We start from the raw sequence: 14,447 nt of genomic DNA, 5'->3' as shown, positions 1-14,447 counted from the left end.
AGGCAAACCGGTCTGTTCCCTGGACCCGTCGGGTCAGGCGCGAGACGTCCTGCATCAACCGCGTCGCTTCGTTGACCAGCAACTCGCCCGCCGGGGTCAGTTGCAAACGGTAGCGGCGACGATCGAACAGCAACGCATCGAAGCGCTTCTCCGGTTGCCGCGCCGCATAGGATACGGTCGACAGCATGTGTTCAGTCCTTGGCGGGTGGTTGAAGATTCAGGCGGCCCATTGCCGGATCAATCGAAGATAGACCAGCACGTTGATCACCAGCACCACGGCGCCCAATCCCAACTGAATGCCGGGTGTGAGGCCAGCCGGGTAAATGACCGGCCAAACGTAATGCTCGATGAATCCACCCCCATAGCCGGTTTGCCCGGCCCCATGGCGCATGCGGTTTTCCCAGTCGGTCAGCGGGCAGGGCAGGTGGAAGAACTCCACCGTCATACCCCACAACGCGGCGGGCGGATGCCACCAGATCAGGGGGCGCCATTTGAGCACCAGCAACCCGCCGAACAACACAAACACAATGAACAGCAGGTGAAACAGCATCAGCCCGTCGGCAGCGATTCGGTACAGCATGTCGGTGCCCCTGAAGGCTGAACGAATCGCTCCATGGTACTCGGACCGGTGGCGGGCGCTCTATCGATTGTCGCGGCCCAATGCGCCGAGCACGCCTTTCAAACGCTCGGTCATCGATTCACTGCTGCGTTGCATCGGTGCACGCAATTCGTCACCGATCAAGCCTTGCAGGGCCAGTGCGGTTTTCACCGGGGCCGGGTTGGGCTCCAGGAACAGGCTGTTGATCAACGGCAGCAAACGGAAAAACGTGGCGCGGCCATCGGCCAACCGGTTGTCGCGGATCTGCCGGTGCAACTGCACGAACAGTTCGGGGTGGACATGCGCCGACGCGGCAATCGCACCTTTGGCGCCCAGGCACAGGGCATTGAAGATCTGGTTGTCTTCACCGCACAGCACGTCGACATGGCCGCTATTGAGCAAGGTGAGGGTGTTCGAGAAATTACCGCCGCAATCCTTGATGGCGACGATGCGCTCGTGGGCGACTATGTTGAGCAGGGTCGCCTGTTCGAAGGCCACGCCGGTACGGTAGGGGATGTCGTAGAGAATCAGCGGCACGCTGGAGGCATCGGCGACCGTGCGGAAAAACACTTCCAGGCCGGCCTGGGAAGGGCGGATGTAATACGGCGCCGGCACCAGCAGACCCGCCACCGGACGCTTGAGGATCTCGCTCTGGAACTGCAACAACTCGGTCAGGTTGTTACCGGCCAGGCCCATGACCACTCGATGCGCCGGCACCAGCTCCAGCACCGCATCGAGCACCGCCAGTTGCTCATGTTTGCCCATCGCCGCCGGCTCGCCCGTGGTGCCGCAAACGATGAGGCCGTCGACGCCTTTTTCCAGCAGATGGCTGACCAGCCGCCGCAAGCCGACAAAATCGATGGCGTCGTTGTGGAACGGTGTGACCAATGGAACCCAGATACCTTGAAACGCTGACATGCACTTTCTCCTGATGGTTGACCGATTTCGTCACCGTCAGGGGCATGGAAGGAGAGTAAGCAAGGGGGCGGGGGCCGTCGCGCTCAATGTCCTGTCAGCTCATCTGACGGGACAGCGCGCCCCGGTCACATGAGCGACTGTTTCTTCGATTTGAGGGCGTGCGCAACGCAACCTTGCGCCTTGGCAATCAAGCCAATGACGGAAGAATCGAGATTGAAGGTTGCGGACATACTTGCTTACACCCTGAGTGAGGCGCCCAGTTTTAAAAGCCGGCGCGCCGTTTGTCAATCACGAAAATCAGCGAACTCGGCGCGCATCCGGCCATTGTGCTTGGCCTTGTAGAGCAGGTGATCGACCTGTTCGACGAATTCCAGGGCCGTGGCATGCATCGATGCCGTGGTGGTGCCGACGCCGAGGCTGACACTCAGCAGCTTTGACACGTTCGAGAATTCATGGGGGATCTGCTGCTGGCGAATCAAGTGCAGGCATTTGTGCGCCACCAGCCGTGCGGACTCGGCATCGGTTTCCGGCAGCAGCCAGACAAACTCTTCACCGCCGATCCGGGCGATGAAATCCCGTGGCCGGTTCGCCGCCAGGGACAAGGTTTGCGCGACGCGGCGCAGGCATTCGTCGCCCTTGATGTGGCCGTTATGGTCGTTGTACTGCTTGAAGTAATCGATATCCAGCACGATCACCGACAACGGCAAGCCGGTGCGCTGGGCAGTGTTCCACTCGCGCTCCAGCACGGTGTCGAACATGCGCCGGTTGGCGATGCCGGTCAGGCCGTCCTGGAAGGAATACTCTTCGAGCTGCTTTTGCAGGCGGATCAGGTGCTCTTCGGTTTTCTTGCGCTCGCTGATATCGAACATGAAGCCCACCAGCGCCTCGACTTCACCGTCCTTGCGCACCACATGCACCACATCGCGGATCCATACGTACTCGCCGCTTTGGGTGAGTGCGCGATAGTCGGCCTCGTGATCGATACCGGCCCGGGATTGCGAGACGCAGAAGTCCATCACGTAGTCGCGATCATCCGGGTGCATGCGCTCGACCCAGTCGTTGACCGAGGCCCAGCTGTCCTGTTTCCAGCCCAGCAGTTCTTCGATCTGTGGCCCGATGTAGCTGAAGGACATGGTTTTCCAGTCGATGCGCCAGGGAATCGCCCGGGTTGACTCAAGCAGGGTTTTGTATACGTCGCTGTCGGCTTCGACTGAACTCATGAAGGGCCTGGCCTCGAAGGAAAATGCAGCGCCATCATGTTGCTACCACTTTGGCGAATCAAGCTGGCAGCCGATGAATGGCACCCGTCATATCAGTGAGCAAGATTGTTCAAGCCTTTGGCCGGCACAGCTGGCAAAGTCTGGGGTCTTTCCCTGTCTGTAGAGCGTTATGTCCAACTCAACCATGCCGCGCAGTGCCTTTCTGCGCGGCGCCGTGGCGATCATGCCGCTGTCCCTGGCCACCGCGCCCTGGGGCTTGCTGGCCGGCTCCATGGCCATCGAAGCCAACCTTACGCCCCTGCAAGGCCAGGGCCTGTCGGGCATTGTGTTTGCCGGTGCCGCGCAATTGGTGGCCATCGGCATGCTCAAGGGCGGTGCCGGGATTTTTTCGATCCTGCTCACCACGTTGCTGCTGACCTCCCAGCATTTGCTTTACGGGATGAGCCTGCGTTCGGTGATTTCGCCATTGCCGGGGCGCTGGCGTGCGGGCTTGGGTTTTTTGCTCACCGACGAGCTGTTCGCCCTGACCAGCCAGCACGACAAACAGCAGTTCAACCGCTGGTACGCCTTGGGCGTGGGCCTGACGTTCTACATCGCCTGGAACCTGTTCACCCTGGCGGGCATTGTGCTCGGCAGCAGCATTCCCGGTCTTGAACACCTGGGCCTGGATTTCTCCATCGCGGCCACCTTCATTGCCCTGATCACCCCGGTGGTGCGCAACGTGCCGACCGTGGTGTGCGTGGCGGTGTCGCTGTTCTGCTCGGTGCTGTTCAGTTACTGGCAATGGGGCTCGGCGCTGGTGCTGTCGGGGCTGGCGGGCATGACCGCCGGGTTTGTCTGCAATAAATTCTACGGTGGACGCACATGATGGTCTGGGCAGTGATTGTCGGAATGGGCGTGTTGGTGTTCCTCAACCGCTATGTTTTTCTGGAACCGCGACTGCCGGTACGCCTGAGCAGCAATGCCCGGCAGTTCCTGGGGTTTGCCGTACCGGGCATGTTGACCGCCATCTGCGGGCCGATTGTGTTCATGCCGGAAAAACAGCTGAATCTGCACTGGGACAATCCCTATCTGATCAGCTCGCTGGTGGCGGTCGGGCTGGTGCTTTACACGCGCAATACGTTGCTCAGCATGCTGTTGAGCATGGGGTTCTTCTTTTTGTTGCGCTGGTGGCTTTGAGCGGGGCAGGGGAACTGATCTAAGCTTAAAGTTGATGACCGATCCCTTTAGGAAGAGAGGTGAACATGGCCAATGAACCCAAGCGTCCGGACCTGGAAGAAGACGAGGATGAACCTACGGAAGAAGAGATTGAGGAGCAGAAGCGTTCGGTACCGGACTGGAAGCATCCTGACGACGGTAAGGAACTGTCAGAGCCTGACCGCAAGTTCTGATCAGCCAGTACGACAAGGCCCCTGCCTTCAAGCGTATGTAGTCTTCTGTAGCAGTTGCCGAAGGCGACGTTCGGCTGCGAAGCAGTCGCAGACTGGCGTCGCAATGCACCCAATTGAAAACCCGCACGAACGGATGACGACCGCTGCGTCCGAACGCAGGCTTCGCCAGCTGCTACAGGGCCCGTGCGCGACCGGCTTTTGCGTCTTTCAGGCGGTGCTTTGTCGTTATTGACAGTTTCATGGAACTTTATTGATTAGCGCAGCACCCTGGTTCCTGACATTGCCAACGGCCTTGTCAACCTTGTACCACTCAAATACGTCACTGACCTCGCCCTGGGATAACGCCATTTCCTCGGCTCGTTCCTTGGGCGTGTCCGGGTCCAGCCATTCCCGCGCCAGCTTGGGCGAGAACACCACCGGTCGTCGGTCATGCACGTCAAGCAGTCCACCTGCGCTGTCGGCGGTGAGGATCACGAAGCCGTCGTGCTCCCGGTGAGGGGCTCCGCCGATGGGGTACTGGCCGATGGCTGCGCAGAAAATCGGGGCGTGATCCCGTCGACGGATCAGCCAGGGTTGCTTCGTCGAGTCGCCGCTATCGATCCATTCGAACCAGTTATCAATCGGGCAGATTGCGCGATGGGGCCAGATTGTCCGGAAGTACGGGCCGTGGGCAGCTTTCTCGACCCGGGTATTGATCGGCTCCGTGCGATCCGTCGCCCAGTGCGGACGCCAGCCCCAGCGCACTGCGTCGGCGTGCAGGCGCCCATTCTCCAGATGCAGCAGGGCGAGTTGCGTGGTGGGCGCGGCGTTGTAGTGTGCCAGGGGTTCGTTGCCAACGTGGTTGATCAGCGCGTCGGGGATGCTCAGCACCGCCACGAAGTCGTGAATCCCGCGGTATTGCGACAGTCGTCCGCACATGGCCTGATACTCTGGTTGAGCATTTTTTTCAGTTTAGTTGGTGGCAACGAAACGGGCTTGGCAAGCACTGGAACCAAACTCTGTGTACCTTATCCAACCTCGGCCCGCCGTTTCGATGCGGGCCGATGACGGATGAACGGGCGAAGGATTCTTGCCAGTTGAAGTATCGACCTTGATGGTCTGGCCCAAGGCAAAAGATGAAACAGTTGTTCAAATGTTTAATGGTGTGCGCCTTGGCAGTGGGTCTGCTGGGCTGTATCGCCGCACCGATTGAAATGACTCCGCAGACCGAGCAGCGTCTAAATACGCAACCACCGATCCGGTTTCTGCTGACCTTCGATGACGGTCCCAGTGCATCGAGCTGGTGGAATCCGACCGTCACGGTGCTTGAGAGCCTGGCGCAAAACCCGCTGCAACCGGGCATCAAAGCTGTGTTCTTTGTGCAAACCCGCGCTCCGCGGGCCGGTGGCAGCGAGCTGGGCCGGGACATCATGCGGCGCGAACATGCCGAAGGTCACATTCTGGGGTTTCACACCGCCACGCCCTGGCATACCAATCATCGCTCGCTGGAACCGCAAGAACTCGAGCAGTCCCTGACCGATGGCAGCGCCGACATTGCGGCGATCACCGGTGCCCCGCCAATCCTGCTGCGCCCGCCATTCTGGAACTACGACAAACGCACCTTCGCCGCTTATCAGCGGCATGGCCTGCACGTGCTGTTGACGGACTTGAGCGCCAATGACGGCAAGATCTGGGGCTTCAACGCCAGCCCCCGGCGTCGGTCGCACATGCTGCGCTCGATGTCCGAAGTACGCGAACGCATTGCCCGTGGCGAGTTGCCGGTGGTCGATGGGGTGATTCCGGTGGTGGTGACGTTCCACGATCTCAATCGCTACACCGCCCGACATACCCGTGAATACCTGCAGATTCTGCTCGATAGCGCCCGGGAGACCGGGGTGAAAACCGCCGACAAGCCGTTTTACGACGATCAGTCGGCGCTGCGGCGGGCGGCCATGGCGCGAACCGTGCGCGACGATTCGCAGCCGGTCGAGTTGCCGGGGTTCTGGAACTGGATCTGGGGCGCAAACACCCATTGAAAACGTGCAGAAATGAGAGATGGAAAACACTAACCTGAATGATTTCCGGTGCAGAATCGGCAAAGTGTATCTAACCTGAAACGGATCCAATCCGATCAACTGTCGCCGAGGCAACGGCCATGGCCATGGTGCCTGTTTCAGTTCTTTGCAACATCGTGGAGTCCGGTTTTGAACCGCTGTCGTGCGAATGCACGGAGAGTCTCGGATTGCTGCGTATCGAAGTCTGCGACCCCGTCACCGGGCGGGTGGAGTTGCTGATCAGCGGCGTCTCGACCGCCGAACTGACCAGCGTGCGCGCCATCTCTGATTTTGTCGGCAAGTTGCGTACCGGGATGAAGGCCGGGCGCCGGGCGTTTTCGGGCTGACCCTGACCCTGACCCCTCGCCACAAGTATTGGCCAGCCGCGCTATCTGCTCAGGAGGTCGGCGGCAGCAGCTCATCAATCATCCGCAAACAATGGTTCAACCCCGGCGACACATCGCCCACTCGTCGGCTGAGTATGATCGGCGAGGTGGCGTTGTCTTCCAGCAGCGGGGTGAAGCCGATGTCATCGCGGTGCAGCAATTGCACCGAGGCCGGTACCAGCGTGACTCCGATTCCTGCCCCCACCAGACCGATCGCCGTTTGCAGTTCGTTCGTCCATTGCGCGACGTGGATGCTCACGCCGTAGGATTCGAACAGGGCAATCACATGGTCGGCGTAACTCGGTCGTGGATTGCCGGGGTACAGCACAAAGGGTTCCTTCGCCAGTTCCCGCAAGCTGATGGGACCGGCGAGCAACGGGTGGCCGGCGGGCAGGGCGGCGACCAGGCGGTCTTCGGTCAGCACGGTCTGGACGATAGCGGGGTCGTCAATGCGGATGCGGCCGAAGCCGATGTCGATTCGTCCGGCCTTCAGCGCCTGCACCTGCTGCAAGGTGGTCATTTCCGACAGCCCCAGCTCCAGCTCCAGCGGCTCGCCGCTGCGTAACCGCCGGATCAGTTCCGGCAGCACGCCATACAAGGTCGATGGCGCAAAACCGATACCCAGCCAGGTTTTCTCTCCCAGCCCGATACGCCGGGTGTTGTCGCAGACCTTGTTCAGTTGTTCGAGCAGGGCGGTGGAGTGCTCATGGAAAAACCGCCCGGCGTCGGTCAGCTTCAGCGGTCGGCCGCGCTCCAGCAACATCACCCCCAGTTCATCCTCCAGTTGCTGGATCTGCCGGCTCAAGGGCGGTTGGGCGATGTGTAGCAACTCGGCTGCGCGGGTGAAATTGAGGGTTTGAGCCAATACCTGGAAGTAACGCAGGTGCCGCAGTTCCATGGAGCCTCCAGTCAATCAGTTGCATACCTTTAAGGTATCAAGTCAGACCAATTCTATATTGGCTTCAGGAAAAAAGCCGTACGAGAATCGATTCCAGAACTTCAAGAACCTGACGGGTATCGAAATGCTTGCAACAGCCATTGAGTCGATCGAGACGATCATCGTCGATCTGCCGACCATCCGCCCGCACAAGCTGGCGATGCATACCATGCAGAACCAGACCCTGGTGATCATCCGCGTGCGTTGCGCCGACGGTATCGAAGGCATCGGCGAGTCCACCACCATCGGCGGCCTGGCCTATGGCAATGAAAGCCCGGACAGCATCAAGACCAACATCGACACGCACTTCGCACCGCTGTTGATCGGCCAGGACAGCAGCAACGTCAACGCCGCCATGTTGCGCCTGGAACGCAGTATTCGTGGCAATACCTTCGCCAAATCCGGTATCGAAACCGCGCTGCTCGACGCCCAGGGCAAACGCCTGGGCCTGCCGGTCAGCGAATTGCTTGGCGGTCGTGTTCGTGATGCGCTGCCGGTGGCCTGGACCCTGGCCAGTGGCGACACCGAGAAGGACATCGCTGAAGCGGAAAAAATGCTCGACCTGCGTCGCCACCGCATTTTCAAACTGAAGATCGGCGCCGGTGAGGTCAACCGCGACCTGGCCCATGTGATTGCGATCAAGAAAGCCCTGGGTGACCGCGCCAGCGTGCGGGTCGACGTCAATCAGGCCTGGGACGAAGCGGTGGCACTGCGGGCTTGCCGGATTCTGGGAACCAACGGCATCGACCTGATCGAACAACCAATCTCGCGCAACAACCGCGCTGGCATGGCTCGCCTCAACGCCATGAGCCCGGCGCCGATCATGGCCGACGAATCCATCGAGTGCGTGGAAGATGCGTTCAACCTGGCCCGCGAAGGCGCGGCTTCGGTGTTCGCCCTGAAGATTGCCAAGAACGGTGGCCCACGCGCTGTATTGCGCACAGCCTCCATCGCCGAAGCGGCCGGTATCGCCCTGTATGGCGGCACCATGCTGGAAGGTGGCCTGGGCACCATGGCCTCGGCCCATGCCTTCGTCACCCTGAACAAACTGGCGTGGGACACCGAACTGTTCGGCCCGTTGCTGCTGACCGAAGACATTCTCAGCGAACCGCTGGTGTATCGCGATTTTGAACTGCATGTGCCGAAAACGCCGGGCCTGGGCCTGAGCCTGGATGAAGAGCGCCTGGCGTTCTTCCGCCGCGACAAGACCATTCATCAAGCCTGAGGAGAGCATTATGCTGTTCCACGTAAAAATGACCGTGAACCTGCCGGTCGACATGAATCCGCAAGCGGCCGCCACACTCAAGGCTGACGAAAAAGCCCTGGCCCAGCGCCTGCAAGAACAGGGCAAGTGGCGCCACCTGTGGCGCATCGCCGGGCACTATGCCAACTACAGCGTGTTCGATGTCGACAGCGTTCAGGAACTGCATGACCTGCTGATGCAATTGCCACTGTTTCCGTATATGGCCATCGAAATCGACGCGATGTGCCGGCATCCTTCTTCCATCCGTGACGATGACCGCTGAACCCAGCCTGTTCAGCGCGCTACGCTAATAATTACAAGATGAGGAACCCAGCAAAATGAACGTCAAGATTTCCCACACTGCCGAAGTCCAGAAATTTCTCGAAGAAGCCAGCGGCCTGCTCAACGACGCCGGCAACCCACGGACCAAGGCACTGGTCTACCGCATCCTGCGTGATTCGGTGAACATCATCGAAGACCTGGCCGTGACCCCGGAAGAGTTCTGGAAAGCCGTCAACTACCTCAACGTGCTGGGCGCGCGCCAGGAAGCCGGGTTGCTGGTGGCCGGTATTGGCCTGGAGCATTACCTCGACCTGCTGATGGACGCCGAAGACGAGCAGGCCGGCAAATCCGGCGGCACACCGCGCACCATCGAAGGCCCGCTGTACGTGGCCGGTGCGCCGTTGTCCGAGGGCGAGGCGCGCCTCGATGATGGCGTCGATCCGGGCGTGACCCTGTTCATGCAAGGCCGCGTGTTCAACACCGCCGGCGAACCCCTGGCCGGCGCCGTGGTGGACGTCTGGCACGCCAATACCGGTGGTACCTACTCGTACTTCGATACCACGCAGTCGGAGTTCAACCTGCGTCGCCGTATCGTTACCGACGCCGAAGGCCGCTATCGTTTTCGCAGCATCGTGCCGTCGGGTTATGGCTGCCCGCCGGATGGTCCGACCCAGCAACTGCTCGATCAACTGGGCCGTCATGGCCAGCGTCCGGCGCACGTGCACTTCTTCATCTCCGCGCCGGATCACCGCCACCTGACCACCCAGATCAACCTCGACGGCGATCAATACCTGCACGACGATTTCGCCTACGCCACCCGCGACGAACTGATTGCCAGGATCACCTTCAGCGACGATCAGCAGCGTGCGGCGGCCCATGGTGTGAGTGGACGTTTTGCTGAAATCGACTTCGACTTCACCTTGCAGCCGTCTGCCCAGCCTGAGGAGCAACAGCGCCACGAGCGGGTCCGCGCACTCGAAGACTGATAGCACAACCCCTTGTAGGAGCGAGCTCGCTCGCGATGGTCGTCAACGATAACGCGTGTTTACTGGCTAAACGCGGCGTTCTCAAGTCCATCGCGAGCAAGCTCGCTCCTACAATGTGTTCGTGCAACTCGCCGGAAATACCTCAAACGCCTGGCACACTGTTCTAGAATGAACCGACGCAACCCATAACAACAATCAGAGTGACCCGATGATGCAAGCTCAACTGTTGAGTCAGCGCAGCAGAGTATTCGACCACGCCGACCCTTACGCGGTGTCGGGCTACGTCAATCAGCATGTCGGCAACCATTGCATCCTCATGCCCCGTGCGGGACGGCCGCTGGCCAGTCTCGACCATCGCAAATTCGCCAGCCTCGACCTGTGCCGCATCAGCTACGGCGCCAGCGTGCGAGTGACGTCGGGCGCACTGGAGAACATCTATCACCTGCAAGTGTTACTGCGCGGCAATTGCCTGTGGCGCGGGCATGGTCAGGAACATTACTTCGCCCCCGGCGAGCTGCTGTTGATCAATCCCGATGATCCGGTGGACCTGACGTACTCCAACGATTGCGAAAAATTCATCCTGAAGATACCCACCCGGTTGTTCGAGTCCGTTTGCGATGAGCAGCGCTGGCAGTATCCGGGGCAGGGCGTGCGGTTCCTGGAGAACCGCTATCAACTGGGCGAGCTGGAAGGCTTCGTCAACCTGCTGGCGATGATTTGCCAGGAGGCCGAGGCCAGCGAGCAGATCCCCAGGGTGCAGGAGCATTACGCGCAGATCATCGCCAGCAAGATGCTGAGCCTGATGAAAACCAACGTCTGCCGCCTCGAACCGGGCTCGCAGACGGCCACGTTCGAAGCGATTGCCGATTACATCGCCAATAACCTCAAGCAGGACATCGACAGCGAAGAGCTGGCGCGCCAGGCCCACATGAGCCTGCGCTCGCTGTATGGCCTGTTCGAGCGCAATGCCGGCCTTACGCCGAAAAACTACCTGCGCCAGAAACGCCTGGAGCGCATCAACGCCTGCCTGAGCGACCCGACCTGCAACGTGCGCAACGTCACGGAAGTGGCGATGGACTACGGCTTCCTGCACCTGGGCCGGTTCTCCGACAGCTACCGCAAGCAGTTCGGCGAGTTGCCGTCGGACACCCTCAAACGCCGGCATTGAGACCTTCAGGTTTGATGTTGTCTGGTCTGGCGCCATCGCGAGCAAGCTCGCTCCCACAGGGATTTCGGTTGAACGCGAATATAGCGCCCAGCCCAAAACACTGTGGGAGCGAGCTTGCTCGCGATGGGGCCGGCACATTCACCATTGTTGGCGCCTGACACACCGCCAGTGACTGCACAAAACGGATAAAGGTCTGCACCCCGCGGATATTCCAGTCTGCCCCCCCGTCCTAGCATGGCCCTGCCTGAACAATAACAATGGAGGCGGCGGCCATGACCCTGCGACCCGAATATTTGCATTCCCTGCTTGAAGACGATCCCGAGCAAGGCCTCTATCGCTGCAAACGCGAGATGTTCACCGACCCGCGGTTGTTCGATCTGGAGATGGAACACATCTTCGAAGGCAACTGGCTGTACCTGGCCCACGAAAGCCAGATCCCCAACATCAACGATTTCTACACCACCACCATGGGGCGCCAGTCGATCTTCATCGCGCGCAACAAGGACGGTGTACTCAACGCCTTCATCAATGCCTGCAGCCATCGTGGCGCGACCCTGTGCCGGCACAAATCCGGCAACAAGAGTTCCTACACCTGCCCGTTCCACGGCTGGACCTTCAACAACTCCGGCAAGCTGCTCAAGGTCAAGGATCCGGCCAACGCCGGTTATCCTGCGAGCTTCAACTGCGAAGGCTCCCACGACCTGACCCGCGTGGCGCGTTTCGAGTCTTATCGCGGCTTCCTGTTCGGCAGCCTGAAAGCCGATGTGCTACCGCTGGTCGAGCACCTTGGCGAGTCGGCGAAGATCATCGACATGATCGTCGACCAGTCCACCGATGGCCTGGAAGTGCTGCGCGGCTCGTCGAGCTACATCTACGAAGGCAACTGGAAGCTCACCGCCGAAAACGGCGCCGATGGCTACCACGTCAGCTCCGTGCACTGGAACTACGCCGCCACCCAGAACCAGCGCAAGCAACGCGAGGCCGGCGACAGCAACCCGACCATGAGCGCTGGCAGCTGGGCCAAGCAGGGCGGTGGTTTCTATTCCTTCGACAAGGGCCACATGCTGCTCTGGACCCGTTGGGCCAACCCCGAGGACCGTCCGCTGTACGAGCGTCGCGATGAGCTGGCGCAGGATTTTGGCAAGGCCCGCGCCGACTGGATGATCGAGAATTCGCGCAACCTGTGCCTGTACCCCAACGTGTACCTGATGGACCAGTTCAGCTCGCAGATCCGCATCGCCCGGCCGATCTCGGTCAACCGCACGGAGATCACCATTTACTGCATCGCCCCCAAAGGCGAAAGCGACCACGCGCGTTCCAGCCGGATTCGTCAGTACGAGGATTTCTTCAACGTCAGCGGCATGGCCACGCCGGACGATCTGGAAGAGTTCCGCTCCTGCCAGACCAGTTACCAGGGCAGCGTCACCACCTGGAACGACATGTCCCGCGGTGCCGAGCACTGGATCGAAGGCGCCGACGAGGCGGCCAGGGAAATCGATCTGCATCCGCTGCTCAGCGGCGTACGCACCGAAGACGAAGGCCTGTTCGTGCTGCAACACAAGTACTGGCAGCAGACCATGCTCAAGGCCCTTGCCGCCGAGCAGTCGAAACTGATCGCCGTGGAGGACGTGCAATGACCATATCCTTTGACACCGTGCGCGATTTTCTCTACCGCGAAGCGCGCTACCTCGACGACCGCCAGTGGGACGAATGGCTGGAGCTGTACGCACCGGATGCGACGTTCTGGATGCCATCGTGGGATGACAACGACGAGTTGACCGAAGATCCACAACGGGAAATCTCGCTGATCTGGTACGGCAACCGCACGGGCCTGGAAGACCGCGTCTTCCGCATCAAGACCGAGCGCTCCAGCGCCAGCGTGCCGGACACCCGTACCTCCCACAACATCAGCAACATCGAGCTGCTCGAACAGGCCGACGGTTTGTGCAAGGTGCGCTTCAACTGGCACACCCTGAGCTTTCGCTACAAGACCGTCGACAGCTATTTCGGCAGCAGTTTCTACACCCTCGACGTGCGTGGTGAAAACCCGCTGATCCTGGCCAAGAAAGTGATCCTGAAGAACGACTATGTTCGTCAGGTCATCGATGTTTACCACCTGTGAGGCGGCCGTCATGACCCATTCCATTGCATTCAATTTCGAAGACGGCGTCACCCGGTTCATCGACGCCAATGCCGGCGAAACCGTGGCCGATGCCGCGTACCGCCAGGGCATCAATATTCCGCTGGACTGCCGCGACGGCGCTTGCGGCACCTGCAAGTGTTTTGCCGAAGCCGGCACTTATGATCTGGGCGAGGAGTACATCGAAGACGCCCTCAGCCCAGAAGAGGCCGAGCAGGGTTTTGTCCTGACCTGCCAGATGCGCGCCCGCAGCGACTGCGTGGTGCGGGTGCCGACGTCCTCGGAAGTCTGCCGTACCCGCCAGGCCAGTTATGACGCGACCATCAGCGCCGTGCGCCAACTGTCTGACAGCACCATCGCGCTGTCGATCAAGGGCGAAGCCCTTAGCAAACTGGCGTTCCTGCCGGGGCAATACGTGAACCTGGGGATTCCCGGCAGTGAGCAGACTCGTGCCTACTCGTTCAGCTCGTTGCAGCGTGACGGCGAGGTCAGTTTCCTGATCCGCAACGTGCCGGGCGGCTTGATGAGCAGTTTCCTGACCGGCATGGCCAAGGCCGGCGACAGCATGAGCCTGGCGGGGCCGTTGGGCAGTTTCTACCTGCGCGACATCCGTCGGCCGCTGTTGCTGCTGGCCGGTGGCACCGGGCTGGCGCCGTTCACCGCGATGCTGGAGAAGATCGCCGAGCAGGGCAGTGATCATCCGCTGCATTTGATCTACGGCGTGACCCACGATTTCGACCTGGTGGAAATCGACCGCCTCGAAGCCTTCGCCGCGCGCATTCCCAACTTCACCTTCAGCGCTTGCGTCGCCAGCCCCGAGAGCCAACACCCGCTCAAGGGCTACGTGACCCAGCACATCGAGCCAAAGCATTTGAACGATGGCGACGTCGACTTCTACCTGTGCGGCCCGCCGCCGATGGTCGAGGCGGTCAGCCAGTTCATTCGCGAGCAAGGCATCGCGCCTGCGAACTTCTACTTTGAGAAATTCGCCGCCAGCGCGGCTTGAGCCGCGCGCGAACTCCCGGTGTCGGCAAAGACCCAATGTGGGAGCGAGCACAAATACCGTGCACGGCGCAGATCCAATGTGGGAGCGGGCTTGCTCGCGAAGAGGCCGGAACATTCAGCATCTATGTCGTCTGTCAGGC

17 protein-coding genes and 1 pseudogene are annotated in these 14,447 nt (G+C 60.5%); 12 read left to right on the top strand and 6 right to left on the bottom strand.

Features of this window, described 5'->3' with window-relative positions:
* Positions 1-19 precede the first annotated feature (19 nt).
* The 4 genes and pseudogenes from ACEN8Z_RS20920 to ACEN8Z_RS20905 form a co-directional block, all read right to left on the bottom strand.
* A pseudogene (locus ACEN8Z_RS20920) lies at positions 20-181 on the bottom strand (LysR family transcriptional regulator); the annotation flags it as partial.
* 36 nt (positions 182-217) lie between these two features.
* Positions 218-580 carry a DUF2784 domain-containing protein gene (locus ACEN8Z_RS20915; RefSeq protein WP_495595513.1) on the bottom strand — a complete coding sequence of 121 codons (363 nt, stop codon included), beginning with the start codon at positions 578-580 and terminating at the stop codon, positions 218-220.
* Positions 581-640: 60 nt separating this feature from the next.
* Positions 641-1,516, bottom strand: coding sequence for a 4-hydroxy-tetrahydrodipicolinate synthase (gene dapA / locus ACEN8Z_RS20910; RefSeq protein WP_495595512.1), 876 nt, complete (start codon positions 1,514-1,516; stop codon positions 641-643).
* A 284-nt stretch (positions 1,517-1,800) separates the two neighbouring features.
* On the bottom strand, positions 1,801-2,736 hold the full coding sequence (locus ACEN8Z_RS20905) for a sensor domain-containing diguanylate cyclase (protein ID WP_495595511.1): 936 nt from the start codon (positions 2,734-2,736) through the stop codon (positions 1,801-1,803).
* A 169-nt stretch (positions 2,737-2,905) separates the two neighbouring features.
* On the opposite strand from ACEN8Z_RS20905, the gene ACEN8Z_RS20900 reads away from it, so the two are divergent.
* The 3 genes from ACEN8Z_RS20900 to ACEN8Z_RS20890 all read left to right on the top strand — a co-directional run bounded on the left by ACEN8Z_RS20900 (position 2,906) and on the right by ACEN8Z_RS20890 (position 4,127).
* Complete coding sequence (locus ACEN8Z_RS20900; protein ID WP_033052535.1) at positions 2,906-3,604, top strand: AzlC family ABC transporter permease; 699 nt, start codon at positions 2,906-2,908, stop codon at positions 3,602-3,604.
* Entirely contained in the window at positions 3,604-3,915 is a 312-nt protein-coding gene (locus tag ACEN8Z_RS20895) for an AzlD domain-containing protein (protein WP_015095729.1), read from the top strand. Before ACEN8Z_RS20900 ends, ACEN8Z_RS20895 begins: the two co-directional genes overlap by 1 nt.
* 65 nt (positions 3,916-3,980) lie before the next feature.
* Positions 3,981-4,127 (top strand): hypothetical protein, encoded by a 147-nt coding sequence (locus ACEN8Z_RS20890; protein ID WP_008000522.1) that lies wholly within the window; start codon positions 3,981-3,983, stop codon positions 4,125-4,127.
* Positions 4,128-4,364: 237 nt separating this feature from the next.
* Here ACEN8Z_RS20890 and ACEN8Z_RS20885 read toward each other — a convergent pair whose 3' ends face one another.
* Entirely contained in the window at positions 4,365-5,045 is a 681-nt protein-coding gene (locus ACEN8Z_RS20885; protein ID WP_495595510.1) for an SOS response-associated peptidase family protein, read from the bottom strand.
* Between the two features lie 197 nt (positions 5,046-5,242).
* Between ACEN8Z_RS20885 and ACEN8Z_RS20880 the strand changes: the two genes are divergently transcribed.
* Together ACEN8Z_RS20880 and ACEN8Z_RS20875 are read left to right on the top strand one after the other, a co-directional pair.
* Positions 5,243-6,142, top strand: a complete 900-nt coding sequence (locus ACEN8Z_RS20880; RefSeq protein ID WP_495595509.1) for a polysaccharide deacetylase family protein — start codon at positions 5,243-5,245, stop codon at positions 6,140-6,142.
* A gap of 125 nt (positions 6,143-6,267) precedes the next feature.
* Positions 6,268-6,507 carry a DUF1652 domain-containing protein gene (locus ACEN8Z_RS20875; protein ID WP_495598171.1) on the top strand — a complete coding sequence of 80 codons (240 nt, stop codon included), beginning with the start codon at positions 6,268-6,270 and terminating at the stop codon, positions 6,505-6,507.
* A 49-nt stretch (positions 6,508-6,556) separates the two neighbouring features.
* Here the strand turns inward: ACEN8Z_RS20875 and ACEN8Z_RS20870 are convergent, their stop codons facing one another.
* On the bottom strand, positions 6,557-7,444 hold the full coding sequence (locus tag ACEN8Z_RS20870; RefSeq protein WP_116263588.1) for a LysR family transcriptional regulator: 888 nt from the start codon (positions 7,442-7,444) through the stop codon (positions 6,557-6,559).
* Positions 7,445-7,568: 124 nt separating this feature from the next.
* Between ACEN8Z_RS20870 and ACEN8Z_RS20865 the strand changes: the two genes are divergently transcribed.
* The 7 genes from ACEN8Z_RS20865 to benC all read left to right on the top strand — a co-directional run bounded on the left by ACEN8Z_RS20865 (position 7,569) and on the right by benC (position 14,308).
* Positions 7,569-8,708, top strand: a complete 1,140-nt coding sequence (locus ACEN8Z_RS20865) for a muconate cycloisomerase family protein (RefSeq protein ID WP_162130682.1) — start codon at positions 7,569-7,571, stop codon at positions 8,706-8,708.
* A 10-nt stretch (positions 8,709-8,718) separates the two neighbouring features.
* Complete coding sequence (gene catC, locus ACEN8Z_RS20860; protein WP_008000516.1) at positions 8,719-9,009, top strand: muconolactone Delta-isomerase; 291 nt, start codon at positions 8,719-8,721, stop codon at positions 9,007-9,009.
* A gap of 55 nt (positions 9,010-9,064) precedes the next feature.
* Complete coding sequence (gene catA / locus ACEN8Z_RS20855; RefSeq protein ID WP_495595508.1) at positions 9,065-9,994, top strand: catechol 1,2-dioxygenase; 930 nt, start codon at positions 9,065-9,067, stop codon at positions 9,992-9,994.
* 208 nt (positions 9,995-10,202) lie between these two features.
* Positions 10,203-11,162, top strand: a complete 960-nt coding sequence (locus tag ACEN8Z_RS20850) for an AraC family transcriptional regulator (protein ID WP_008000514.1) — start codon at positions 10,203-10,205, stop codon at positions 11,160-11,162.
* A gap of 272 nt (positions 11,163-11,434) precedes the next feature.
* The gene (gene benA, locus ACEN8Z_RS20845) at positions 11,435-12,799 is read left to right on the top strand and encodes a benzoate 1,2-dioxygenase large subunit (RefSeq protein WP_495595507.1); all 1,365 of its coding nucleotides are present in this window, start codon (positions 11,435-11,437) and stop codon (positions 12,797-12,799) included.
* The gene (gene benB / locus ACEN8Z_RS20840; RefSeq protein ID WP_495595506.1) at positions 12,796-13,284 is read left to right on the top strand and encodes a benzoate 1,2-dioxygenase small subunit; all 489 of its coding nucleotides are present in this window, start codon (positions 12,796-12,798) and stop codon (positions 13,282-13,284) included. The genes benA and benB overlap by 4 nt, the downstream gene beginning before the upstream one ends.
* Positions 13,285-13,294: 10 nt before the next feature.
* The gene (gene benC / locus ACEN8Z_RS20835; protein WP_495595505.1) at positions 13,295-14,308 is read left to right on the top strand and encodes a benzoate 1,2-dioxygenase electron transfer component BenC; all 1,014 of its coding nucleotides are present in this window, start codon (positions 13,295-13,297) and stop codon (positions 14,306-14,308) included.
* Positions 14,309-14,447 lie beyond the last annotated feature (139 nt).

This window comes from Pseudomonas sp. Pseusp10 (assembly GCF_059492225.1).
This window is presented reverse-complemented; position numbering and strand designations above follow the sequence as displayed.